Annotated in this window: 27 protein-coding genes; 15 read left to right on the top strand and 12 right to left on the bottom strand. The window is 68.0% G+C overall.

Annotation, left to right across the window (positions count from 1 at the left end; translation table 11 throughout):
* Positions 1-90 precede the first annotated feature (90 nt).
* The 3 genes from H6G16_RS04635 to H6G16_RS04625 are packed head-to-tail and all read right to left on the bottom strand — an operon-like array spanning position 91 to position 2,542.
* Entirely contained in the window at positions 91-543 is a 453-nt protein-coding gene (locus H6G16_RS04635; RefSeq protein WP_190389119.1) for a type II toxin-antitoxin system VapC family toxin, read from the bottom strand.
* Entirely contained in the window at positions 540-788 is a 249-nt protein-coding gene (locus H6G16_RS04630; protein WP_190389284.1) for a type II toxin-antitoxin system prevent-host-death family antitoxin, read from the bottom strand. Before H6G16_RS04630 ends, H6G16_RS04635 begins: the two co-directional genes overlap by 4 nt.
* A gap of 29 nt (positions 789-817) precedes the next feature.
* On the bottom strand, positions 818-2,542 hold the full coding sequence (locus H6G16_RS04625; RefSeq protein WP_347238802.1) for a bifunctional diguanylate cyclase/phosphodiesterase: 1,725 nt from the start codon (positions 2,540-2,542) through the stop codon (positions 818-820).
* A 121-nt stretch (positions 2,543-2,663) separates the two neighbouring features.
* Here H6G16_RS04625 and H6G16_RS04620 point away from each other — a divergent pair, with 121 nt between their 5' ends.
* From H6G16_RS04620 to H6G16_RS04605, 4 genes are read left to right on the top strand one after another with little or no spacing between them, the layout of a single operon-like run.
* A complete protein-coding gene (locus H6G16_RS04620) occupies positions 2,664-3,170 on the top strand; it encodes a hypothetical protein (RefSeq protein WP_190389117.1) in 507 nt (168 codons plus the stop codon).
* Entirely contained in the window at positions 3,167-3,607 is a 441-nt protein-coding gene (locus tag H6G16_RS04615) for a hypothetical protein (RefSeq protein ID WP_190389116.1), read from the top strand. The genes H6G16_RS04620 and H6G16_RS04615 overlap by 4 nt, the downstream gene beginning before the upstream one ends.
* Entirely contained in the window at positions 3,594-4,124 is a 531-nt protein-coding gene (locus tag H6G16_RS04610) for a GspH/FimT family protein (RefSeq protein ID WP_190389115.1), read from the top strand. The genes H6G16_RS04615 and H6G16_RS04610 overlap by 14 nt, the downstream gene beginning before the upstream one ends.
* Positions 4,121-4,708: a prepilin-type N-terminal cleavage/methylation domain-containing protein gene (locus tag H6G16_RS04605; RefSeq protein WP_347238793.1), complete on the top strand. Its 588-nt coding sequence runs from the start codon at positions 4,121-4,123 to the stop codon at positions 4,706-4,708. Before H6G16_RS04610 ends, H6G16_RS04605 begins: the two co-directional genes overlap by 4 nt.
* A gap of 50 nt (positions 4,709-4,758) precedes the next feature.
* Here H6G16_RS04605 and H6G16_RS04600 read toward each other — a convergent pair whose 3' ends face one another.
* Both H6G16_RS04600 and H6G16_RS13180 read right to left on the bottom strand, forming a co-directional pair.
* The gene (locus tag H6G16_RS04600; protein WP_190389113.1) at positions 4,759-4,962 is read right to left on the bottom strand and encodes a hypothetical protein; all 204 of its coding nucleotides are present in this window, start codon (positions 4,960-4,962) and stop codon (positions 4,759-4,761) included.
* Between the two features lie 152 nt (positions 4,963-5,114).
* The gene (locus tag H6G16_RS13180) at positions 5,115-5,588 is read right to left on the bottom strand and encodes a prepilin-type N-terminal cleavage/methylation domain-containing protein (RefSeq protein WP_190389112.1); all 474 of its coding nucleotides are present in this window, start codon (positions 5,586-5,588) and stop codon (positions 5,115-5,117) included.
* A 145-nt stretch (positions 5,589-5,733) separates the two neighbouring features.
* On the opposite strand from H6G16_RS13180, the gene H6G16_RS04590 reads away from it, so the two are divergent.
* The gene (locus tag H6G16_RS04590) at positions 5,734-7,059 is read left to right on the top strand and encodes a HAMP domain-containing sensor histidine kinase (protein WP_190389111.1); all 1,326 of its coding nucleotides are present in this window, start codon (positions 5,734-5,736) and stop codon (positions 7,057-7,059) included.
* On the opposite strand, the gene H6G16_RS04585 is transcribed toward H6G16_RS04590, so the two are convergent.
* Genes H6G16_RS04585 through H6G16_RS04575 form a run of 3 tightly spaced genes read right to left on the bottom strand, consistent with a single transcriptional unit; the run spans position 7,028 to position 8,457 of the window.
* Positions 7,028-7,726, bottom strand: a complete 699-nt coding sequence (locus H6G16_RS04585; RefSeq protein WP_190389110.1) for a response regulator transcription factor — start codon at positions 7,724-7,726, stop codon at positions 7,028-7,030. The two genes, H6G16_RS04590 and H6G16_RS04585, sit on opposite strands and share 32 nt — an antisense overlap.
* 9 nt (positions 7,727-7,735) lie before the next feature.
* Positions 7,736-8,191 carry a TA system VapC family ribonuclease toxin gene (locus H6G16_RS04580; protein WP_199289185.1) on the bottom strand — a complete coding sequence of 152 codons (456 nt, stop codon included), beginning with the start codon at positions 8,189-8,191 and terminating at the stop codon, positions 7,736-7,738.
* Positions 8,188-8,457, bottom strand: coding sequence for a CopG family transcriptional regulator (locus H6G16_RS04575; protein ID WP_242036171.1), 270 nt, complete (start codon positions 8,455-8,457; stop codon positions 8,188-8,190). The genes H6G16_RS04580 and H6G16_RS04575 overlap by 4 nt, the downstream gene beginning before the upstream one ends.
* Positions 8,458-8,580: 123 nt before the next feature.
* Between H6G16_RS04575 and H6G16_RS04570 the strand changes: the two genes are divergently transcribed.
* Together H6G16_RS04570 and H6G16_RS04565 are read left to right on the top strand one after the other, a co-directional pair.
* Entirely contained in the window at positions 8,581-9,402 is an 822-nt protein-coding gene (locus H6G16_RS04570) for an ABC transporter permease (RefSeq protein ID WP_190389281.1), read from the top strand.
* 37 nt (positions 9,403-9,439) lie between these two features.
* Positions 9,440-9,652: a hypothetical protein gene (locus H6G16_RS04565; protein ID WP_190389109.1), complete on the top strand. Its 213-nt coding sequence runs from the start codon at positions 9,440-9,442 to the stop codon at positions 9,650-9,652.
* On the opposite strand, the gene H6G16_RS04560 is transcribed toward H6G16_RS04565, so the two are convergent.
* Positions 9,646-10,341 (bottom strand): TrmH family RNA methyltransferase, encoded by a 696-nt coding sequence (locus H6G16_RS04560; protein ID WP_242036170.1) that lies wholly within the window; start codon positions 10,339-10,341, stop codon positions 9,646-9,648. The genes H6G16_RS04565 and H6G16_RS04560 overlap by 7 nt on opposite strands.
* Here H6G16_RS04560 and H6G16_RS04555 point away from each other — a divergent pair.
* Positions 10,294-10,662 (top strand): MGMT family protein, encoded by a 369-nt coding sequence (locus H6G16_RS04555; RefSeq protein WP_347238801.1) that lies wholly within the window; start codon positions 10,294-10,296, stop codon positions 10,660-10,662. The two genes, H6G16_RS04560 and H6G16_RS04555, sit on opposite strands and share 48 nt — an antisense overlap.
* A 10-nt stretch (positions 10,663-10,672) precedes the next feature.
* The gene (locus H6G16_RS04550) at positions 10,673-12,037 is read left to right on the top strand and encodes a 16S rRNA (cytosine(967)-C(5))-methyltransferase (RefSeq protein WP_190389106.1); all 1,365 of its coding nucleotides are present in this window, start codon (positions 10,673-10,675) and stop codon (positions 12,035-12,037) included.
* A gap of 10 nt (positions 12,038-12,047) precedes the next feature.
* Here H6G16_RS04550 and H6G16_RS04545 read toward each other — a convergent pair whose 3' ends face one another.
* The 3 genes from H6G16_RS04545 to H6G16_RS04535 are packed head-to-tail and all read right to left on the bottom strand — an operon-like array spanning position 12,048 to position 15,386.
* Complete coding sequence (locus tag H6G16_RS04545; protein WP_190389280.1) at positions 12,048-14,132, bottom strand: PBP1A family penicillin-binding protein; 2,085 nt, start codon at positions 14,130-14,132, stop codon at positions 12,048-12,050.
* A 46-nt stretch (positions 14,133-14,178) separates the two neighbouring features.
* Positions 14,179-15,159 (bottom strand): chlorophyll synthase ChlG, encoded by a 981-nt coding sequence (chlG, locus tag H6G16_RS04540; RefSeq protein WP_190389105.1) that lies wholly within the window; start codon positions 15,157-15,159, stop codon positions 14,179-14,181.
* Positions 15,160-15,170: 11 nt separating this feature from the next.
* A complete protein-coding gene (locus tag H6G16_RS04535; RefSeq protein WP_190389104.1) occupies positions 15,171-15,386 on the bottom strand; it encodes a DUF2862 domain-containing protein in 216 nt (71 codons plus the stop codon).
* 57 nt (positions 15,387-15,443) lie between these two features.
* On the opposite strand from H6G16_RS04535, the gene hisF reads away from it, so the two are divergent.
* The 6 genes from hisF (at position 15,444) to H6G16_RS04505 (ending at position 19,297) form a co-directional block, all read left to right on the top strand.
* The gene (hisF, locus tag H6G16_RS04530) at positions 15,444-16,241 is read left to right on the top strand and encodes an imidazole glycerol phosphate synthase subunit HisF (RefSeq protein WP_190389103.1); all 798 of its coding nucleotides are present in this window, start codon (positions 15,444-15,446) and stop codon (positions 16,239-16,241) included.
* Positions 16,242-16,301: 60 nt separating this feature from the next.
* On the top strand, positions 16,302-16,610 hold the full coding sequence (locus H6G16_RS04525) for a hypothetical protein (RefSeq protein ID WP_347238792.1): 309 nt from the start codon (positions 16,302-16,304) through the stop codon (positions 16,608-16,610).
* Positions 16,597-17,301: a bifunctional demethylmenaquinone methyltransferase/2-methoxy-6-polyprenyl-1,4-benzoquinol methylase UbiE gene (gene ubiE / locus H6G16_RS04520; protein WP_190389102.1), complete on the top strand. Its 705-nt coding sequence runs from the start codon at positions 16,597-16,599 to the stop codon at positions 17,299-17,301. Before H6G16_RS04525 ends, ubiE begins: the two co-directional genes overlap by 14 nt.
* A gap of 127 nt (positions 17,302-17,428) precedes the next feature.
* The gene (locus H6G16_RS04515) at positions 17,429-18,175 is read left to right on the top strand and encodes an EAL domain-containing protein (RefSeq protein WP_190389101.1); all 747 of its coding nucleotides are present in this window, start codon (positions 17,429-17,431) and stop codon (positions 18,173-18,175) included.
* A 52-nt stretch (positions 18,176-18,227) separates the two neighbouring features.
* On the top strand, positions 18,228-19,106 hold the full coding sequence (glyQ, locus tag H6G16_RS04510) for a glycine--tRNA ligase subunit alpha (protein WP_190389100.1): 879 nt from the start codon (positions 18,228-18,230) through the stop codon (positions 19,104-19,106).
* A complete protein-coding gene (locus H6G16_RS04505) occupies positions 19,103-19,297 on the top strand; it encodes a hypothetical protein (protein WP_347238791.1) in 195 nt (64 codons plus the stop codon). The genes glyQ and H6G16_RS04505 overlap by 4 nt, the downstream gene beginning before the upstream one ends.
* Positions 19,298-19,355 lie beyond the last annotated feature (58 nt).

Genomic DNA, 19,355 nt, shown 5'->3' with positions numbered 1-19,355 from the left:
GTGATTGAAGGGGGAAACAGGTGCTCTCTTGAACGCTGTACAGGCTGTACAGGCTGTACAGGCTGTACGGATTACAGGAGAGGCCAGGAATCAGGCCACCCATTTGTGGGGCAGGCCCAGGACCTCTGCAGCGTCGATCAGCGCCTTGTCGGCTGTCGTCAGGGTCAAACCTTCACGCTTGGCGATAGCCAGGTGCAACGCGTCGCCGCTTCGCAGCCTTGCCTGGCTTTGGCCCTGCTGCAGCCACTGCCGAGCTTGCAGGAAGTCGATGCCCCGTGGTTCCAGCAATTGCAGCCGTTCCTGCCGGAAACACTCAAATTCTGAGTGAATCGTTGCGGCACGCTCTGCCGTGAGGTCACCGCGTCGTACGCACAGGGCTACCACGCCGGCAAATTCGAGCAGCATCCAGTGGCTGATCCACAGTGGCGTCTTGCCTTGGTTGAGCAGCCACTGTTCAGCGGCTGGATAGCCGCTGTCTCCAAGAAACAGGGAGAGAAGGATGCAGCTGTCCACATAGGCATGGGCCACCGCTGGCACGCTCATTCCTCGTCCCGCAGTTCGCGCACCAGTGCCACCGCGCTCGAGGTTGAGGGGGCCTGGTTGTGATGGAAGCGTCTGAGCCGCTCGACCCAGGACGATGCTGGCTCCGCTGCGAGGGGCAGCGCTTCGCGCACCAGCCGTGCCACCGGTTGCCCGCGCCGGGTGATGACCACCTCATCACCCATTTCCACCGCGTCCAGGAGCGCGGAAAGCTGGGCTTTCGCTTCCGCCAGGCCAACGGAGCGCATGGTCAACAGGTCAACTGGTCAGGTTCAGCCTAGGGGCTGGTTGGCTTCGGCGCTGCCCCGTAGCGGGCGGCCAGGTCGGCGACGGGTAGGGGCTTGCTGAACCAATAGCCCTGGAAATACTGGATGCCCAGCTCCCGCAGTACCCGGAAGGTGGCCTCGTCTTCCACCCCCTCGGCCACCAGGTGCAGGGCCATCTGGGTGGACATGCCGGCGATCACCTCCACGATCTGGCGGGCGTAGGGGTCGTCGTGCAGCGCCAGCACGAAGGAGCGATCGATCTTGATCTCGTTGGGCTGCAGGGTGTTGATCAGGTTGAGGGAGGAGTAGCCCGTGCCGAAATCATCGAGGGAGAGCTCGATGCCGGCCTGGCGCAGGGCCTGCAGGTTGGCTTCGCTGGTGGTGGTGCGCTCCAGGATCGACACCTCGGTGATTTCTAGTGTCACCAGGGCCGGATCCACGCCCGAGCGCTCGAGCATGCCCAGCAGCCGGACCTGCAGCTGGGGGTCGCCCAGCTGGGAGGGGCTGATGTTGGTGGAGAGGCGCAGCGCCGGGTTGGATAGTGCCTGGCGCAACTCCAGAAAGCCGTCGAGGCTGGCCTGGAAGAGGTAATCGCCGAGTTCGCGCATCATCCGATAGCGCTCGGCCATGGTGATGAACACATCCGGGGCAATGAAGCCCCGGCTGGGGTGGTGCCAGCGGGCCAGGGCCTCCACGCCGCGCAGCCCCTGCTCCCCATCCACCACCGGTTGGAACGCCATGCTCAGGCCACCGGAGCGCACGGCGTCCCTGAGGTCGGCGTAGAGCTGGTAGTCGTCATAGCTGCCCTTGGTGGTGGCCACGTCGAACACCGCGACCCGGGCATGTTGCTGGTGCTTGGCCAGGTCCATGGCCACATCCGACTGGCGCAGGATCGCCTCCGGATCGCTGCTGTCGGGATCCACCACGCTCACGCCGATGCTGATGGAGATGTCGATGCTGACGCTGCCCAGGTCGGCCAGCTCCTCAAACATCGCCATGATCCGGCAGGCGAACAGGTGGGCATGGGCCTTGAGGGTTTGTTCGGAGGGGTTCTGGATCGCCGAGAGATCCATCAACACCGCAAACTCATCGCCGCCCAGCCGGGAGAGGAAATCCCCGGCGCGAATCGTGGTTTTGAGCCGTTGCGACACGGCCATCAGGGCCCGGTCGCCCGTGGCATGGCCGTAGGTGTCGTTGATCGCCTTGAACTTGTCGACGTCGATGAACAGCACGGCGAAGCGCTTGCGGCCCCGCTTGGCGCGGGCCAGCTCAATCTGCACCTGCTCGATGAAATGGCGCCGGTTGGGCAGTTGGGTGAGGGCATCCAGCAGGGCCAGCGAGCGGGCCGATTGCAGCAGCCACTCCATGCGGCTGGTGAGCTGGCTCATCTTGAATTTGATCTCCCCCCGCTCAAAGCTGTCGGGCTGCATGCCCAGCTGCTGCAGCATGGCGTCGAGGTCGCGGCTGGTCTGGCGGATCCGGCCGGCGGTTCGTCGTTCCTGGCGGGCCTGCACCAGCAGCTGACGGCGCCGGTCGAGCATCAGGATGATGCGGCTCACCAGCAGCCCGGCCAGCAGGAGGGCGAGCAGCAGGAGCTCCTTGCCGAGGTGCCGGGCCAGCAGGGCGATCAGCAGGCCGGTGAGCACCACCAGCAGCAGCAGCATCCGGCGCTGCCGCGCGGAGCGAGGGGCATCCTGACGCTCCTGCTTCCACCAGGATTGGAGCGGTTTGGGCACGGCGGGCAACAGGGGGCGCATTGGCGGGCGCATCGCAGCTCGCGCGTGGCCACAAATTAGCGGCGTTCTCAGGATTTGGCCCCTGTGGGAATGCTGAGCGGGTTCCGTTGCAGGAGGGGGTATGCCCCGTCGCGTCCATCGCCCCGCCGCCGATGGCGGCTTTCTGTTGCCGTTGGCGGCCAGTACGTCGCTGGTGTTGGTGCTGAGCAGCCTGTCGCTGCAGGCCGCCGCCCTGCAGGCGCGCGGTCAGGTGCAGGGAGGCCAGCGCCTGCGCCAGGCGGAAGATGCCCTGATGTCGGCGGCCCAGCACTGGGTGGCTGGTGCGGCGGGCCAGCTCGCCGGCGGGGAGCTGGAGGGGCAGACGGGCCAGGTGGGGTCGGTGGCCTATCGCCTCGTGGCCTGGGAGGGCCCCCGCTGGCCGGAGCCCGCGGGGCTGGACGGGCTGCAGCGCAGCCAGGCCGTGGCCACGCTCGAGCTGGTGCCCACGGCCGAGCAGCCGCGCCCGTTGCGGGCCGCCTTCGCGTTGGAGTTGGCTCGGCCGGTGGCCCCTGCCGCCGGTGGGGTGCGGCTGCTGGCGCTGCGGGAGCTGGGGCTGCGCGGCCGCGCGGCCCAGGGGGTGGCGCCATGAACCTGGTGGAAGCGCTGGTGGCCTCGGCGATGCTGGTGAGCTCGTCGAGTTGCTCGCTGCAGCTCTGGGCCGGTAGCACCAGTTGGACGCGCCAGGCGGAGGGGCGTCAGCAGCAGCTGGCCCAGCTCGATGCCGCCCTGCTCAGCAGCCAGAGCCAGCTGGTGGCCTTGGCCGGTGCGCCGATCGCAGCCGATTGCACAGCGGCCAGCACCTGGCTGGCGGCCCACTTGCAGGCCCAGCCCGCTCTGCCGGGGGTGGAGCTGCAGGTGCGGGCCGAGCCCGGGGCCCTGGTGCGGCTGCAGGTGGCCGGTGGCGAGGGCGCGCAGCGGCAGCGCTGGTTCAGCCCGGCGGCCTATGGGCTGTGCGGGGAGTCCCAGCCGGCGGAATCGATCGCACCGGACACCACCTCAGCGGAGCCAGACCATGGGGCGCTCTGAGCCACGCCAGGCCGGGGCGGGCTTCAGCCTGCCCGAGCTGCTGGTGGCGGTGGCGGTGCTCGGCCTGTTGGCTGCGCTCGCCCTCGATGGTGGTCAGCGCAGCCTGGCCCGCATGCGGGTGGAGACGGCCACGCGGCGGCTGGGCTGGGGCCTGGAGCAGGCGCGCCAGCAGGCCCAGAGCCTGGGGCAACCCTGTGCGCTGGAGTTGGGCCCCGCGGGTTGGCGTGAGCCCAGCGGCGGCAGCTTGCCGGGCTGCGGCGGGGTGCTGGCCGATGGGGATGGTGCGGGAGAGGCCGCTGGGGTGGCGCTGCAGCACAACCTGCCTGCTGCCCTGCGTTTCAGCAGCAACGGGCTGGTGCTCGACGGCGGCACCGTGGTGGTGAGTGCTGCGGGTACGGAGTTGCGCCGCTGCCTGGTGATGTCGCTGCCGCTGGGGGTGGTGCGGCTGGGCCGTTACACCGGCCCGCTGGGCGACGACCCCAGGAGCAGCGCCTGCCGGGCGGAGGAGACGTTGTGATTTGCCTTCCTTTGCGAGCGGCTCAGGGGAGTAGGGGCTTTTCCCTGGTGGAGCTGCTGCTGGCCCTGGCGATCGGCTGCGGCCTGAGTGGGGTGCTGCTGCATGCGCTGGTGGCGGAAGGTGCCAACAGCCAGCGCTTTGGCCGGCTGTTGCGGGAGCGCGCTGTGGCCCAGCGCACCCTGGAGTTGGTGCGGGGTGATCTGCTCCAAGCAGGCGGGCTGGCCGATCCGCTGGTGGTGCGCCCCGCCTGCAACCTTGCCGGCCGCACGGTGGTGCTGCATTTGGCCCCCGCTGCGGGCAATCCAGACGCCGTGCCGATCACCTACTCGCTGGGCAAGCCCGCCGAGCCGATCTGGCGTGGCCGGGTGCTGATGCGCTGCGGCCCGGCCTACGGCCTCCATGGCGAGTTGGGTCGCGGCGCGGCCCAAAACCGTGTGGTGATCGATGCGCTGGCGCCAAGCGAGGGATTTCGGGCCCAGCCCGATGGGCCTACTGGGCTGCTGCAGCTGGAGCTGCAGCAGGTGTGGGGCGATGGGGGCAGTTTGCACACCCAGTTGCCGGTGGCGCTTGCCTTAGCTGAATGACCATTGAGAGCTGTGGTGGGTTGCTGCCCTCGAAGCGTTGATCGAGTTGTTCAGTCTCGGTGTTCTCGCCCTGGAACAAATTGGTCGTTTTGGGGCTGCACCACATTGGCAAGAGCGGCATCCCCGACGGCGTGCTGCTCAATCTGATTGGACACCACCACGAACGGCTGGGAGGTGGTGGTTGTCGATAATGACTTCGGGTGGATTCGATTTTGCTGCAGGATTGCATTGCCGCTCCATGCAATGTTTGCCATTCATTTCCAGGTCGCTGGTTCACCTTCGAAGAGGGGGAAGGCGACTGAGGGCTCTGAATTTATTCGAGTTGAATCGACTTGGGTATATGCAAAGAAAAACCCGGCCTTGAAGGCCGGGTTTGAGTCTTTATTGGATTAAGTAATCGTATTGATTACCAAGTTCCAGTTGTGCAACCAAAGTCAGCGGTGCATGATTTAGTCACAGTGCCATCGGAAGAAATGCTAGTCCTGTATGTCCAGCCTTTGCCGTCAACTTCGGCTTCCCATTCGCCAACGGGGTTTGCGGCTGGATCGCAGTCACTTGCTTGGTCGCTTTCGGAATCAGGTGTAAGTATAATAGAATTGCCACCGCCACCGGTGGTTTGATTCCAAGGCCCGACGGGATCTACGAGGTAGGCTTGGCACTCTTTTGCTGCCGCAGAAACCAAGGACTTTGCAGAGTTGGCCTTGGCCTTGTCGGCTTGATTTAGGTATGCCGGCAGGGCAATGGCGGCCAAAATGCCGATGATGATAATAACGACCAGCAGCTCAATCAACGTGAAGCCGGCCTGCAGGGGGTTCTTGGAGCGTTGGCGCTTGGCCAGGGTGGAAATCAGCAGGTGGTTGGAGCTCAGGCTTGAGGCCATGGAGTGAGGGCCTGGACAGCCCGGATAAATGAACTTCCCTAAGTTTGAGGGATCGGGCTGCGATGGAACAGGGTGGCAACCTGAGCGTTTTCTGAAAATTGGCTGAAAATGCCGGCATCGCTCTCTCTGGTGCAGGCCGCCCTCGATGCGCATCTCGCCCTTGCGGCTCTGGCTGCAGTCCACCTCGTTGTTGGCGGTACTGGCGGGCTACAGCTTGCTGCTCCTGCTCAACCAGGGTGTGGCCGGCCTGCAGCGGCGCCTGGCCCATGAGCAGCTCGTGGGGGAGTTGGTGGGCGAGCTGCAGAGTCGGGCCACCAGCGGCGATCAGCTGGAGCCATTGCTGCGTCAGGCCCTGTTGCCCAGCCTGCGGCTGCGGGTGCTGCGCGGGGCTTCCTCTAGGGCCAACCCTCCCGAGTTGCAGCAGGGCGATGGCGAGGGCTGGCTCACCAGCACCCAGCCCCTCCAGCTTGAGGATGGCTCCACCTTCACCCTGATGGTGGAGCAGAACGTTTCCGCCTCGCTGCAGCAGGAGCGTTTGGCGTTCTGGCTGCTGGCGGTGGCGGCGGGGGTGTCGAGCCTCTTTACCAGTGGCTTGCTGCGGTTGGTGCTGCAGCGGGGCCTAGTGCAGCCCCTGCAGGAGTTCACGGCTCTGCTCGATTCCACCCAGGCCCCGCCGGTGCCCGGCGACCAGATTCCCGTGGCCGACCAACCGGAAGAGCTCCAGCCGATCGCCGCGGCCTTCAACGATCTGCAGGATCGCCTGTCCACCTCCTGGGAGAGGCAGCGCTCCTTTGTGGATGGGGTGGCCCATGAGTTGCGCACACCGATCACCCTCATCTCGGGCCATGCCCAGCGGCTGTTGCGGCAGCCCAACCTGGAGGTGGTGGCCCCCTCCCTGCGGCTGATTGAGCAGGAGTCCCAGCGCATGGGCAACCTGGTGAGCGATCTGCTGGATCTGGCTCGCCAGGATTCCGGCCGGTTGGTGCTGCGCCGGCGGCCGATCTTGGCCGACGAGGTCCTGGTGCAGGCCTATGAGCGGTTGGCCCCGAGCAGCGGCTGGCGCTTGCAGTTGGAGCCCCCAGCATCAGAGCTGCCGGTGGGCCTGGGTGATCCGGAACGGCTGCAGCAGTGTCTGGCGGCCCTGATTGAGAACGCCCTCCACTACAGCCCCACGCCCCTGCCGGTGAGCCTGGCGGCTGATCAGCTCGGCGATGCCCTGGTGCTGCATGTGCGGGATCAGGGCCCGGGGGTGGCTCCCAGTGAACGGGAGACGATCTTTGAGCGCTTCGCCCGCGGCAGCGCCGCCATCAACGCCAACAGCCGGGGCAGCGGCATCGGCTTGGCCGTGGTGCGCCTGCTGATGGAGGGGATGGGTGGCTCCGTGATGGCGGCCGATGCCCCCGGCGGCGGCGCTGATTTCCAGCTGTATCTCCCGGTGGTCAGGTCTTTGGGGGTCCCTCCTTCAACATGAAGCCCACGCCGCGCACCGTCTGGATCAAGGTGGGCTGGCCCTCGCGCTCCAGCTTGCGCCGCAGCGCCCGGATGTACACATCCAGCACGTTGTCGTCGCCCACCCACTGGTCGCCCCACACGGCGCTGAGGATGGCTTCGCGGCTGTGCACCCGGTTGGGCTCGCGCAGGAGCAGCAGCAGCAGCTCAAATTCCCGGCCGGAGAGCAGCACCGGCTCGCCGCTGCGACTTACCTCCCGGCTGGCCAGCGTGAGTTCCAGATCCGCCAGTCGCAGGCTCTCCTGCGCATCCGTGCCATTGCTGCGCCGCCGCAGCCGGGCCCGCACCCGGGCCAGCAGTTCTTCGATCGAAAAGGGCTTGGTGAGGTAGTCGTCGGCGCCCGCATCGAGGGCCTCCACCCGCTCGCGCACGTCGTCGCGGGCGGTGAGCATCAGCACCGGCGTGTGGTCGCCGCTGCCCCGCAGCCGGCGGCAGATCTCCACACCGCTGAAATCCGGCAGGGTCCAGTCGAGCAGCAGCAGGTCCCAGCGTTCAGCGCGGATCTGGGCCAGGGCCTGCTGGCCCGTGGCCGCTTCGCTGCAGCCATAGCCCTCGATCTCCAGCTCGGTGCGCAGGAAGTGGCGCAGTTCCGGGTCGTCGTCGACGATCAGCAGCCGGTGGATAGACATGCGCGGAGGTTAGGGGGCGGTGGCGTCGGTGGGAATCAGCTCAAGGGCGCCCTGGCCGCCTGTCACGGCAAGGGTGCTGAGGCGTTTGTCGAGGCTGGCCAGTACCCCTCCCTGGTGCACCGCCAGAGCCAAGAGATAGGTGTCGGTGATTTGGCCCGATTCCACTAGGGCCCTGGGGTTGACATGGTCAAGGCTCAGGAGGCTCGGGGCTTCTGCCCAGAACTGATGCTGGGGATGGGAGACCAGCTCCAGCAGGATCTGGCTCACCACCGCCGGGGATCCCGGGCAATTGGGATAGCGCGGATGTCCCACGATGTGCAGCACCGCGTTCTGGGTCACCGCGCAACTGGCCCAAGGTGCCTTTCCCCGGCTGGAAAACCAACGGTGGCAGCTCTCGTGATGCACATGCCTGGGGTCGATTAAGGCAATCAGCACGTTGGCGTCGAGAAGGGCGACCGGGATCAATTCCCGTCCTCCCGCAGGCTGTTCACCAGCTCGAGATCCACGGGGCCTCCAGTGGGCTGCAGGGGCAGCAACGGAAAGCCATTGCGGTGGGGCTGAGAGGGGCTGGCTGGATCCGCTGGGTTTGGGCTGGTTAGGGCGCGGCGCAGCAATTGGCTGATCACGCTGCCGATGGGCTGGCGCCGTTCCCGAGCCAGAACGCGCGCTGCCGAGAGCACGTCGTCATCCAGCCGCAGGGTGGTGCGCATCTGATGTTTGACATCAAGCATCAAAGTTAGCTCTGCTCGCCATGGCGCTGGAGCCCCGTCTCTGCTCAACTGGTGCCCATTGCTGTCGCCGGCCCTGTGTTTGCAGGCTTCGCCCTTCGCCGTGCCACCAGCCTCTCGGGTCGCATGGCCCGCTGGGGTCTGGTGATCGTGGTGACCTACGCCCTGGTGGCCCTGCTCACACCCCTGCTGGTGCACGCCGGTTGGTTGGCCGATCCCAATGCCGGCCTCCAAAACCCGATCTACGCCGCCCCGTCTCTTGAGCACTGGTGCGGCACCGATCGCCTGGGCCGTGATGTGTGCGTGCGCACCCTCGCCGGCAGCGGCGTGGCCCTGCAGGTGGTGCTGCTGGCCCTGGTGATTGCCCTGGTGATCGGGGTGCCCCTGGGCATGGTGAGCGGCTACCTGGGCGGCTGGGTGGATCGGGTGCTGGTGCTGCTCATGGATACCCTCTACACCCTGCCCGTGCTGCTGCTCTCGGTGGTGCTGGCCTTCCTGCTGGGCCGCGGCCTGCCCAACGCCGCCGCCGCCCTGTGTGTGGTGTACATCCCCCAGTACTTCCGGGTGGTGCGCAACCAAACGGCCCAGGTGAAGGCGGAGTTGTTTGTGGAGGCGGCCCGCTCGCTGGGTGCTGGCCCGATCTGGATCCTGCGCCGCTACCTGCTGCGCAACGTGATCACCTCGGTGCCGGTGCTGCTCACCCTCAACGCCGCCGATGCGGTGCTGGTGCTGGGGGGTCTGGGTTTCCTGGGCCTGGGCCTGCCCGAAACCATCCCGGAGTGGGGCGGCGACCTGCAGCAGGCCCTCACCGCCGTGCCCACCGGCATCTGGTGGACGGCCCTCTATCCCGGGCTGGCCCTGTTTGTGCTGGTGCTCGGCCTGTCGTTCCTGGGGGAAGGGCTTGAGAGCTGGCTCAGTGGGGGCGCCGGTCAGCGCACAGGATCCTGAGGCCGCGCCAGAATTGATCCAGCCGTAGGTCGAACCCATGCCTTGGTGGTTGGATCTGCTCCTGCTGGCCGTCGCGGCCGCCCTGTGGTGCAGCGGCAGCGCCAATGCCGACGACGTCTGGAGTCTGTTCCAGAAGCTGATCGCTGCGGTGGCCCTGGCCGTGGTGTTGCTGGGCGGCCGCCAGATTCCCCTCGAGCTGGCTGCCCTCGGCCTGGCCCTGTGGCTGCCCAGTGCCCGCCGGTTTCAGTAGCGCAGCTTGACCGTGCGGGGCAGGGTTTCGCTGATGGCGCCTTCCGCATCCAGGGCCGGGTAGGGGCGCCCCTCCTTGCGGCACCAGGCCGCCACCTCCGGGTAGGCCCACTCAAACAGCAACGGCCCGTAGCGCCCGGCTGGCACCCCCTCGCCGTGGCTCGGCAGCACCCCGGCCGCCTGCCGCTGGCGCAGCGCTTCAAACAGCAAGGTGGCGCAGGCCACGCTCACGTTCAGCGACTGCACCATGCCCTGCATCGGGATCACGATCGGCTGGTCCACCAGCGCCGCCGCCGCCGCGCTCAGCCCCCACTTCTCGGCCCCCAGCACCAGCGCACTGGGGCCGGTGAAGTCGCACTGGCGGTAGTCCACCGCCTCCACCGAGAGGTCGGTGCCATAGAGCCGGAAGCCCTGGGCCTTCAGCTGGGTGAGCAGCGCCACGCTGTCGCCGTCGCTGTGGCGGTGCAGGGGCACCCACTTCTCGCTGCCCTTCGCCGTGCAGTTGAAGGTGGGCGTTCGGCCTGCCAGGCTCACCACATGGGCCTCCAGCACCCCCACGGCGTCGCAGCTGCGCAGGATCGCCGAGAGGTTGTGGGGTTTGTCGACGTGCTCCAGCACCACGGTGAGATCGCCCATGCGGCGATCGAGCACGGCCTTGAGCCGCTCGAAGCGGCGGGGCAGCAGGGGCATGGGCGGCAGCACTCCTTTGATCAGAGGGTATGGGATGCCGTGGCCCAGATCCCCCCGGGCCAGCTCGCCACCTACGGCCAGATCGCCGAGCTGATTGGTGTTTGGGGTGCGGCGCGCCAGGTGGGTTGGGCCCTGCGCCGCCTGCCCCTGCCCTCGCCGATTCCCTGGCACCGGGTGGTGAATGCCCGCGGCCAGATCAGCTTCACGCCCAGCCGCGAAGGCAGCGACTGGATCCAACGGGAGCTGTTGCTGGCCGAGGGCATCCCGGTGGACGCTGCCGGCCGCTTGCCCCTGGCCCGCCACCGCTGGCAGCCGCGCTAGGTGTGGAGCCATGCCCCAGCCAGCCGCCACCCCTGAGTCGAGCGCCATTGGTTTGGCGCCGCGCCAGCTGGCCTGGCAGGTGTTGCTGGCGGTGGGCGGCGGTGCCTATGCCGACGTGGCCCTGGAGCGGGAGCTGCAGCGCCATCCCCTCGACGGTGCCGACCGCGCCCTGGCCACCGAGCTGGCCTACGGCGCCATCCGCCAGCGGCGCCTGCTGGATGCCTGGCTCGATGCCCTCGGCAAGGTGCCCGCCGCCCGACAGCCGCCCAAATTGCGCTGGCTGCTGCACCTGGGGCTCTACCAGCTGCTGTTCAGCAGCCGGGTGCCCGCCTCGGCGGCGGTGAGCACCACCGTTGAGCTGGCCAAGCGGGGGGGGCTGGGCCGGCTTGCGCCGGTGGCCAATGGCCTGCTGCGGGCCTGCGGGCGCCGGCGCGCGGGGGCCGGGCCTGAGCCCTGGGACGGATTGGGCCCCCTCGCCGACGATCCCGCCGCCGCCTTGGGTCTGCGCCATTCCCTGCCCCCCTGGTTGGCGGAGCTGGTGCTGACCTGGCCTGATCCGGAAGCCTTCGGCCGGGCCTGCAACCAGCCCCCCGCCCTCGACCTGCGCGTCAATCCCCTGCGCACCACGCCTGCTGGTGCTTTGGAGGCCTTCACCATCGCCGGCATCGAGGCGGCCCCCCTGCCGGAGCTGCCCGGCGGGCTCACGCTCCTGGGCCGCAGCGGTGAGTTGCGCGCCCTGCCGGGCTATGCCGAGGGCCACTGGTGCGTGCAAGACCGTGCTGCCCAGGCGGTGGGCGTGCTGCTTGATCCCCAGCCCGGCGAGCGGATCCTCGATGCCTGCGCCGCCCCCGGCGGCAAGAGCACCCACCTAGCCGAACTGATGGGCGACCAGGGCGAGGTGTGGGCCGTGGATCGTTCCGAGGGCCGGTTGCGGCGGGTGGGCGTTAACGCCGCCCGCCTCGGCCTGCACAGCATCCACACCCTGGCCGCCGATGCGGCGGAACTGCTGGCCCAGAAGCCGGAGTGGCGCGGCTGGTTCGACCGCATCCTGTTGGATGCACCCTGCTCGGGCCTCGGCACCCTGGCCCGGCACGCCGATGCCCGCTGGCGGCTGTCCCCTGAGGCGATCGGTGAGCTGGTGGCGCTGCAACGCCAGTTGCTGGAGGCCCTGCTGCCCCTGCTCAAGCCGGCCGGCCAGCTGGTGTATGCCACCTGCACCGTGCATCCGGCAGAAAATGGCGAGCTGATCGAGGCCTTCCTCGCCGACCATCCCGGCTGGGTGCGGCACCAGCAGTGGCAGCGCTGGCCGGGGCCTGCCGGGGGGGATGGCTTCTTCGCGGCCCGGTTGCAGGCGCCGGCGGGAGCTCCCGGCTAGGGCTGCTGCTTTAAGGCAGTGGTGGCGCCACCACCGGCGGCGGCGGCGCGTCCAGCGGGGGGGGCGTAGCCGGGCCGGGGGCCGGCGCCGGTTCGCTGGGCGCAGCGGCCTGGGGAGCGGCGGGGCTGGGGGCCGGAGCGGCGGGGGCGCCGCTGCCGTCGGCGGGGCGCTCCTCAACGCTGGGGGTGGGATCGAGATCCCAAGGCTGGGGCGCGGCGTCCCGCGGGGGGGTGTTGGGGGGCGGGCCGTCGTTGCGGCGGAATGGGCTCTTGCGGCCCGGCTTGTAGCTGTCCTGCAGCAGGGGCCTCGGCGGGAACTGGCGCACCGGCAGGTCCTTGCTGATCGGCGCCATGAAGGCCCGCCAGGCGTAGGTGGCCACCACACTGGTGTTCTTGGTTTCGCGGCTGCTGTCGTAGCCCAGCCACACCCCGGTGGTGAGCTGGGGGATGGAGCCGATGAACCACAGATCCCGGCCCCCCTCAGACGTGCCGGTTTTGCCCGCCACGGGCCGATCGGGCAGGGCCGCCCCACCGCCGGTGCCCGACTGCACCGCCCGCTGCAGCATCCACAGCATCATGGCGGCGATGTCGCTGCTCACGGCGCGCCGGCCAGCATCGCCATCCACCCGACGGCTCCAGAGCAGCTCACCATCGGGGCCAAGGATCTCCTCGAACGGTGTGGGCTTCACATAGATGCCGCCGTTGTTAATGGCCGCATAGGCCGCGGTCATGTCCACCACGGTCTGCTCATAGGCCCCCAGGGCCATCGGGTAGAACCGCCCCATCTCCCGCGTGATGCCCAGGCTCTTGGCCGTGTCGATCACCTTCTCGAAGCCCAGCTCCTGCAGCAGTGCCACCGCCACGGTGTTGAGCGAGTTCTGCAGGGCCACCACCATCGACACCGCGCCCATGTAGCGGTTGCCGAAGTTTTTCGGGCAGTAGCCGGCGAAGCAGCGGGCCGAATCGCGGAACACCCGCTCCGGCAGCATCCCCTCCTTCAGCGCCGTCAAATACACGAACAGCTTGAAGGTGGAGCCGGGGGAGCGCAGGGCCTGGGCTGCCCGGTTGAACTGGCTGGTCTTGAAGTCGGTGCCGCCCACCATCGCCCGCACCAGGCCGGTGCCCGGTTCCATCGCCACCAGGGCCCCTTCCATGCCGCCGGTGGCATAGGTGTCGATCGCCTTCTGGGCCTGGCCCTGCCAGGCCAGATTCACGCTGCTGCGCACCGTCAGGCCGCCTACCTCCAGCTGCTCCTTGGTGAGCACGCTCGGTAGTTCCTGCTGCACCCAGCTGCTGAACCAGGGGGCCTGGCTATCCCAGTATTTGGGCTCCGCAGGCTTCAACTGCAGGGGAGAAGCCTGGGCCTGCAGCTGCTCCGCCTCACTGATGAAGCCCGCCTCCTGCATGCGGCGCAGCACCACGGCCCGGCGCTCCAGGGCCAGGTCGGGGTTCACCAGCGGTGAATACACCGAGGGGGCCGGAGGCAGCCCGGCGATCAGGGCCGCTTCGGCGAGGTTGAGCTGGTCGGGGGATTTCGAGAAGTACACCCAGGCCGCATCGGCCACGCCATAGGCACTCGAGCCCAGATACACCACATTGAGGTATTCGGTGAGGATCTGGCGCTTGCTCAGCTGGCGCTCGAGCTTGCCGGCCAGGGCCGCCTCCTTCACCTTGCGCACCAGGGTGCGGTCCTGGCTGAGGAACACCGTGCGGGCCAGCTGCTGGGTGATCGTGCTGGCCCCTTCCTCCACCGACCGCTGGGTGATGTTGCGCACCAGGGCCCGGCCAATGCCCACCGGGTCGATGCCATCGTGCTGGTAAAAACGCCGGTCTTCGGCGGCGATGAAGGCCTCCTCCACCAGGGCCGGCAGGGTTTCGGGGGTGAGCTTTTCGCGGGTCACCGGCCCGATCTTGTGCACCACCTGGCCATCGGCCGAGAGGATCGTCAGGGTGCCGGGGCGGTTGAAGTGGTTGATGCCGCGGGCGTCCGGCAGCAGGCTGTCAAAGCCCGCCACCAGGGCCGCCTGACCGCAGGCCACGCCGCCCCCGAGCAGGGCCGCCAGCACCCCCACCCCCACCAGATTGGTGCGCCGCAGTTGGCTTGGGGCCTTGGGAGCGGCCTTGGTGCCGGGGCGGCCCACCTCAGGCAACCAGCACGCTGTGGCCGATCGCCAGGGCCGTCACCAGCATCCCCAGCACCAGGAACGGCTGGGCGCTGGCCTGGTATTTCACGTCGAAGGCCACCGGATCGCGCAGCAGCCAGATGTCCTGGAAGGTGATCTGGGGAATGATCAGCAGCACCAGCAGCACCGCGGCGAAGTGCTGGCCGATCGCGATCAGCACGGCCACCATGGCCAGTTGAAACACATCGATCATGCCGGCGCTGATCCAGCTGGCCTTCTCGATGCCGAACACCACCGGCAGGCTCTGCAGGCCCAGGGCCCGATCGCCCTCCACGCTCTTGAAGTCGTTCACCACGGCGATGCCGAGCCCCGCCAGGGAATAGGCCAGGGTGAGGATCGCGGTGGTCCAGGTGAGCTGGCCAAACAGCGCCTGGCCGGCCCACCAGGGCAGGGCGATGTAGCTGGCACCCAGGGCGTAATTGCCCAGCCAGCCGTTCTGCTTCAGCTTCAGGGGAGGGGCCGAATAGATGAAGCTCACAAAGGAGCCGCCCAGGGCCAGCAGAAACACCACCGGCGTGCTGTGGCCTGCCCAGAGATCCAGGCCGTAGGCCACGCCGAGGCCAGCCAGCAGCAGGATCCAGATCTGGGCCTTTACCTGGCCGAGGGGAATGGCCCCGGAGGGAATGGGCCGGTAGGGCTCGTTGATCGCGTCGATGTCGCGGTCGTAGTAGTCGTTGATCGTCTGGGTGTAGCCGGCCAGCAGGGGGCCGCTCATCAGCATGCAGGCGATCGAAGCGCCCACCTCCGGCAGGGTCCAGTGGAAGTTTCCCGACGCCGCGGCGCCGCACAGCACCCCCCAGATCAGGGGGATCCAAGTGACCGGCTTCATCAGCTGCAGCCGGATCTTCCAGATCGAGCTGGTGCCGCTGGCACCCTTCATGCCCAGCAGCTGGCGGGCTCCGGCGCCGCTGGCCGCTTCGGGATTGGGGCTGTTGCTCAACGGCTTAGGCCTCAGGCGAGGGTGATTTCGTCGTCGAAGAACCAGGCGGTCTGGCCACCGCTCAGCTCCACCACCACGCCGATGCCCTTGCCGTCCACGGTGCGGAAGCCGGTCACCGTGCCCGTGGAATCGGCCTTGAGCGAATCCACCATCTCCGTGGAGATGCGGTCGCGCACCCGGGTGACCCGCACCTTCGAGCCGATGTTGATGGTGGCAGCCTGGGACATGGCCGGCGCGACTGGAAAGTGGCGCAACATTAACAGTGCCCAACGGAGCTTCCGGTCATGGTTGCCAAGCGGATCATTCCCTGTCTCGACGTGGCCGATGGCCGGGTGGTGAAGGGCGTGAACTTCGTGGGGTTGCGGGATGCCGGCGACCCGGTGGAGCTGGCCTGCCGCTACAGCGCCGCCGGTGCCGATGAACTCGTGTTCCTCGACATCGCCGCCAGCCACCAGGGCCGCGGCACCCTGGTGGACTTGGTGCGGCGCACCGCAGAGGCCGTCACCATCCCCTTCACCGTGGGGGGTGGCATCAGCAGCGTTGAGGGCATCACCGCGCTGCTGCGGGCCGGCGCCGACAAGGTGAGCCTCAACTCCTCGGCCGTGCGCGATCCGGAGTTGGTGGACCGCGGGGCCGAGCGCTTCGGCTGCCAGTGCATCGTCGTGGCGATCGATGCCCGGGCCCGCGCTGGTGGGGGATGGGATGTGTATGTCAAGGGTGGTCGCGAGAACACGGGCCTCGATGCGGTGGCCTGGGCCCGGCAGGTGGTGGCCCGGGGGGCGGGCGAGATCCTGCTCACCTCCATGGATGGCGATGGCACCCAGGCCGGCTACGCCCTCGACCTCACCCGGGCGGTGGCCGATGCGGTGGAGGTGCCGGTGATCGCTTCGGGTGGTGCCGGCTGCATCGACCACCTCGCCGAGGCCCTCGATCCCGGCCCCGAGGGCGGCCACGCCTCCGCCGCCCTGTTGGCCTCGTTGCTCCATGACGGGGTGCTCACCGTGGAGGCGATCAAAACCGAGTTGTTGAGCCGTGGTCTACCGATCCGGCCGCTCGCCCTGTCGCCCACGTCGGCTTGTTAACGCTTGTAACATCTCGATAAGAGCCCCGTCGAGGCCTGCTTCCTGCCCTGTTTCCGTCCGGTGTTCACCGCCCTGCCTGCCCTCCCTCCCCCCGCTTCCACTGCGATCGCCCTGGGCATGGTGGCGGGCGTGGTGGCCTTGGTGGCCTGGGCCCTGCAGTTGATGCAGGCCGCCAACGACCGGCGTGAGTTTTCGCTGATGCTCGCCGGCTGCATGGTGTGCTCCGCCGCCGTGGGGTTGGCCACGGTGATGGTGCTCACCTTCACCAGCCCCGGCCGCCTCGAAGCCCGCGGCCTGCTACCGCCCTTGCCTGCCGATTCCGGTGTGAGCCTGGATTCCATTGTGTTGCCCTGGGATGGGCAGCTTTAGGCCCGGCGATCCGGCGGCGGTTCAGGAGCTGTTTGAGCAGATCGCCCCGCGCTACGACCAGCTCAACGATTGGCTCAGCTTCGGCCTCCATCGGCTTTGGAAGCGCCAGGCCGTCGCCTGGTTGCAACCCCGGCCCGGGCAGCAGCTGCTGGATCTCTGCTGCGGCACCGGTGATCTGGCCCTGGTGCTGGCATCCCGGGTGCGACCCGGGGGATCGGTGCTGGGTCTCGATGCGGCGGCAGCGCCCCTGGCTGTGGCGGCCCGGCGTGCGGCGTTGCAGCCCTGGTTGCCCGTGCGCTGGCAGCAGGGCGATGCCCTGGCCACCGGCTTGGCGCCTGGCCGTTGGGATGGTGCCGCCATCGCCTACGGCCTGCGCAACCTGGCCGACCCAGGGGCGGGCCTGGTGGAGTTGCGGCGGGTACTGCGCGATGGCGGCCGGGCGGCGGTGCTCGATTTCAACCGACCCAGCGGCGGCGTGGCCGCCTTTCAGCGCTTCTACCTGCGCCGTCTGGTGGTGCCCACCGCGGAACGCTTCGGCATCCCGGAGCATTACGCCTACCTGGAGGAGAGCTTGCAGCGTTTTCCCACCGGCCCTCAGCAGCAAGCCCTGGCCCTGGAGGCCGGCTTCCGTGCGGCGCACCATCGCCCCCTGGCCGGCGGGCTGATGGGACTGCTGGAGCTGGTGGCCTGAAGCCAGCCGCCTGAACTCAGCCGTCTGAAGCGAGTGGACAGCTTGGATCCTGGCTGCTGGTGTTCGCTGCGATTGTGATTACGCTTTCCATATCTCCACCGCGTAGGGGTTGACGCCCCGCAGGGTTTTGGAAAACTTTCACATCCAGCCCATCATCGATCTGGCCTCCGGCCGCGTCTGCGGTGGTGAGGTGCTGTGGCGCCCCAACGACTCGCCCCCCAGCATCGAGGAGCTCCAGGCCCTGGAAGAGGATCCGGCGCTCAACATCTCCGTCACCCAGGACTCCTTCGTGTTCGCCCTGCGGGCCCTCGATCGGATGCAGGCCAACGTCTGGCTGTCGGTGAATCTCTCCTGCCGGTACATCGGCTCGGGCAAGATGTTTTTCAGGCCCATTTCCAAGGCGGTCGGCGACCTCGACAGCATGCGCCGCAAGGTGGGTCGTCGCCTGGTGGTCGAAGTCACGGAGAAGGGGGTTGCGGGTCAGCACGAGTCGTCGTTCATCAACGAGCTCACCTCCCTGCACACCATTGCGGTTGACGACTTCGGCACCGGCGATGCGCCCCTCTCCCACATGCTGAACCTCAACTTCAGCAAGGTGAAGGTGGATCGCTCGATCGTGTCCGGTATCGATGCCGATTCCTTCCGCCAGCGTTTCCTTAAGTGGCTCGTGTCCGGTTGTCACGCCATCAACGTGGACGTGTGCGCCGAGGGCGTGGAAACGGAGTCGGAGGCCACCTTCCTGCGCCGCATCGGCGTCAACCAGGGCCAGGGCTGGCTGTGGAGCAAGGCCATCCCTGCTGAACAGTTCGAAAGCCTCACCGTGCCTAGCGCTGCGGTCACCGAGTCCCTCGGCCGGATGCTCAACGCCTCCTGATCCAGGGCCCCGTCGCCATTGACAATGGCGGCACGACAGGCGCCCATCTCCCGTGCATTTCCAGGACATCATTGCGACCCTGAACCGCTTCTGGGCTGACCAGGGCTGCCTGATCCTGCAGCCCTACGACACCGAGAAGGGCGCCGGCACGATGAGTCCCCACACGGTGCTGCGGGCGATCGGGCCGGAGCCCTGGGCGGTGGCCTATCCCGAGCCCTGCCGCCGCCCCACCGACGGCCGCTACGGCGACAACCCCAACCGGGCCCAGCACTATTTCCAATACCAGGTGCTGATCAAGCCCAGCCCCGACGGCATCCAGGAGACCTACCTCGCCTCCCTCGAAGCCCTGGGCATCCGAGCTCGGGAGCACGACATCCGTTTCGTGGAGGACAACTGGGAATCCCCCACCCTTGGGGCCTGGGGCGTGGGCTGGGAGGTGTGGCTCGATGGCATGGAAGTCACCCAGTTCACCTACTTCCAGCAGTGCGGCGGCATCGACTGCCGGCCGGTTTCGATCGAGATCACCTACGGCCTCGAGCGGCTGGCGATGTATCTGCAGGATGTGGAGAGCATCTGGGACCTCTCCTGGGATGGCCATCGCTCCTATGGCGACATCTGGCTGCCGTTTGAAAAGGGCCAGTGCACCTACAACTTCGAGGCGTCCAATCCGGAGCGGCTCAAGCAGCTCTTTGCCATCTATGAGGCCGAGGCCGCCGATCTGGTGGCCAAGCAGCTGCCCGCCCCGGCCCTCGATTTCGTGCTCAAGTGCAGCCACACCTTCAACCTGCTGGAGGCCCGCGGCGTGATCTCCGTCACCGAGCGCACCGCCACGATCGGACGCATCCGCAACCTGGCCCGTCAGGTGGCGGAGGCCTGGCTGGCCGAGCGCGAGGCCCTGGGCTTTCCGCTGCTGGCCCCGGCCGCGCTGTGAAGCGGCTGCTGCAAAGGAGTCTGCTGGTGGTCGTGTTGGCCGGCGGCAGTTTTCAGTTGGGGCGGCTCAGTGAGCGGGCCGTCTGGCCCTGCCGTCTGCGGCCCGTGGCCCGCTTGGTGGCACCCCTGCTGGGTCAGCAGATGCCCAGCCGGGAACTGTGCGATCTGCTGCTGAAGATCCCCCGTTTCTAGGGCTGTGGGAACCCTGAGGGGTCCCAGTGCGGAGTGGGCGCTTGGCCGAAGAGGGGGG

Origin of the sequence: Cyanobium sp. FACHB-13342 (assembly GCF_014697415.1) — a bacterium.
In the GTDB taxonomy this organism is placed as follows: domain Bacteria; phylum Cyanobacteriota; class Cyanobacteriia; order PCC-6307; family Cyanobiaceae; genus Cyanobium_A.
The sequence above is the reverse complement of the archived record's forward strand: the minus strand, read 5'-3'. Positions and strand labels throughout refer to the sequence as shown.

Excerpts from the sequence above, each read along its gene's own strand:
- H6G16_RS04615 (WP_190389116.1), top strand. The coding sequence starts at position 3,167 with ATGAACCTGGTGGAAGCGCTGGTGGCCTCGGCGATGCTGGTGAGCTCG.
- H6G16_RS04600 (WP_190389113.1), bottom strand. The coding sequence starts at position 4,962 with ATGGCAAACATTGCATGGAGCGGCAATGCAATCCTGCAGCAAAATCGA.
- hisF (WP_190389103.1), top strand. The coding sequence starts at position 15,444 with ATGGTTGCCAAGCGGATCATTCCCTGTCTCGACGTGGCCGATGGCCGG.
- H6G16_RS04565 (WP_190389109.1), top strand. The coding sequence starts at position 9,440 with ATGCCTTGGTGGTTGGATCTGCTCCTGCTGGCCGTCGCGGCCGCCCTG.
- H6G16_RS04610 (WP_190389115.1), top strand. The coding sequence starts at position 3,594 with ATGGGGCGCTCTGAGCCACGCCAGGCCGGGGCGGGCTTCAGCCTGCCC.
- H6G16_RS04570 (WP_190389281.1), top strand. The coding sequence starts at position 8,581 with ATGGCCCGCTGGGGTCTGGTGATCGTGGTGACCTACGCCCTGGTGGCC.
- H6G16_RS04620 (WP_190389117.1), top strand. The coding sequence starts at position 2,664 with ATGCCCCGTCGCGTCCATCGCCCCGCCGCCGATGGCGGCTTTCTGTTG.
- H6G16_RS04535 (WP_190389104.1), bottom strand. The coding sequence starts at position 15,386 with ATGTCCCAGGCTGCCACCATCAACATCGGCTCGAAGGTGCGGGTCACC.
- ubiE (WP_190389102.1), top strand. The coding sequence starts at position 16,597 with ATGGGCAGCTTTAGGCCCGGCGATCCGGCGGCGGTTCAGGAGCTGTTT.
- H6G16_RS13180 (WP_190389112.1), bottom strand. The coding sequence starts at position 5,588 with ATGGCCTCAAGCCTGAGCTCCAACCACCTGCTGATTTCCACCCTGGCC.
- H6G16_RS04550 (WP_190389106.1), top strand. The coding sequence starts at position 10,673 with ATGCCCCAGCCAGCCGCCACCCCTGAGTCGAGCGCCATTGGTTTGGCG.
- H6G16_RS04590 (WP_190389111.1), top strand. The coding sequence starts at position 5,734 with ATGCGCATCTCGCCCTTGCGGCTCTGGCTGCAGTCCACCTCGTTGTTG.
- H6G16_RS04630 (WP_190389284.1), bottom strand. The coding sequence starts at position 788 with ATGCGCTCCGTTGGCCTGGCGGAAGCGAAAGCCCAGCTTTCCGCGCTC.
- H6G16_RS04575 (WP_242036171.1), bottom strand. The coding sequence starts at position 8,457 with ATGCTTGATGTCAAACATCAGATGCGCACCACCCTGCGGCTGGATGAC.
- H6G16_RS04635 (WP_190389119.1), bottom strand. The coding sequence starts at position 543 with ATGAGCGTGCCAGCGGTGGCCCATGCCTATGTGGACAGCTGCATCCTT.
- H6G16_RS04585 (WP_190389110.1), bottom strand. The coding sequence starts at position 7,726 with ATGTCTATCCACCGGCTGCTGATCGTCGACGACGACCCGGAACTGCGC.
- H6G16_RS04560 (WP_242036170.1), bottom strand. The coding sequence starts at position 10,341 with ATGCCCCTGCTGCCCCGCCGCTTCGAGCGGCTCAAGGCCGTGCTCGAT.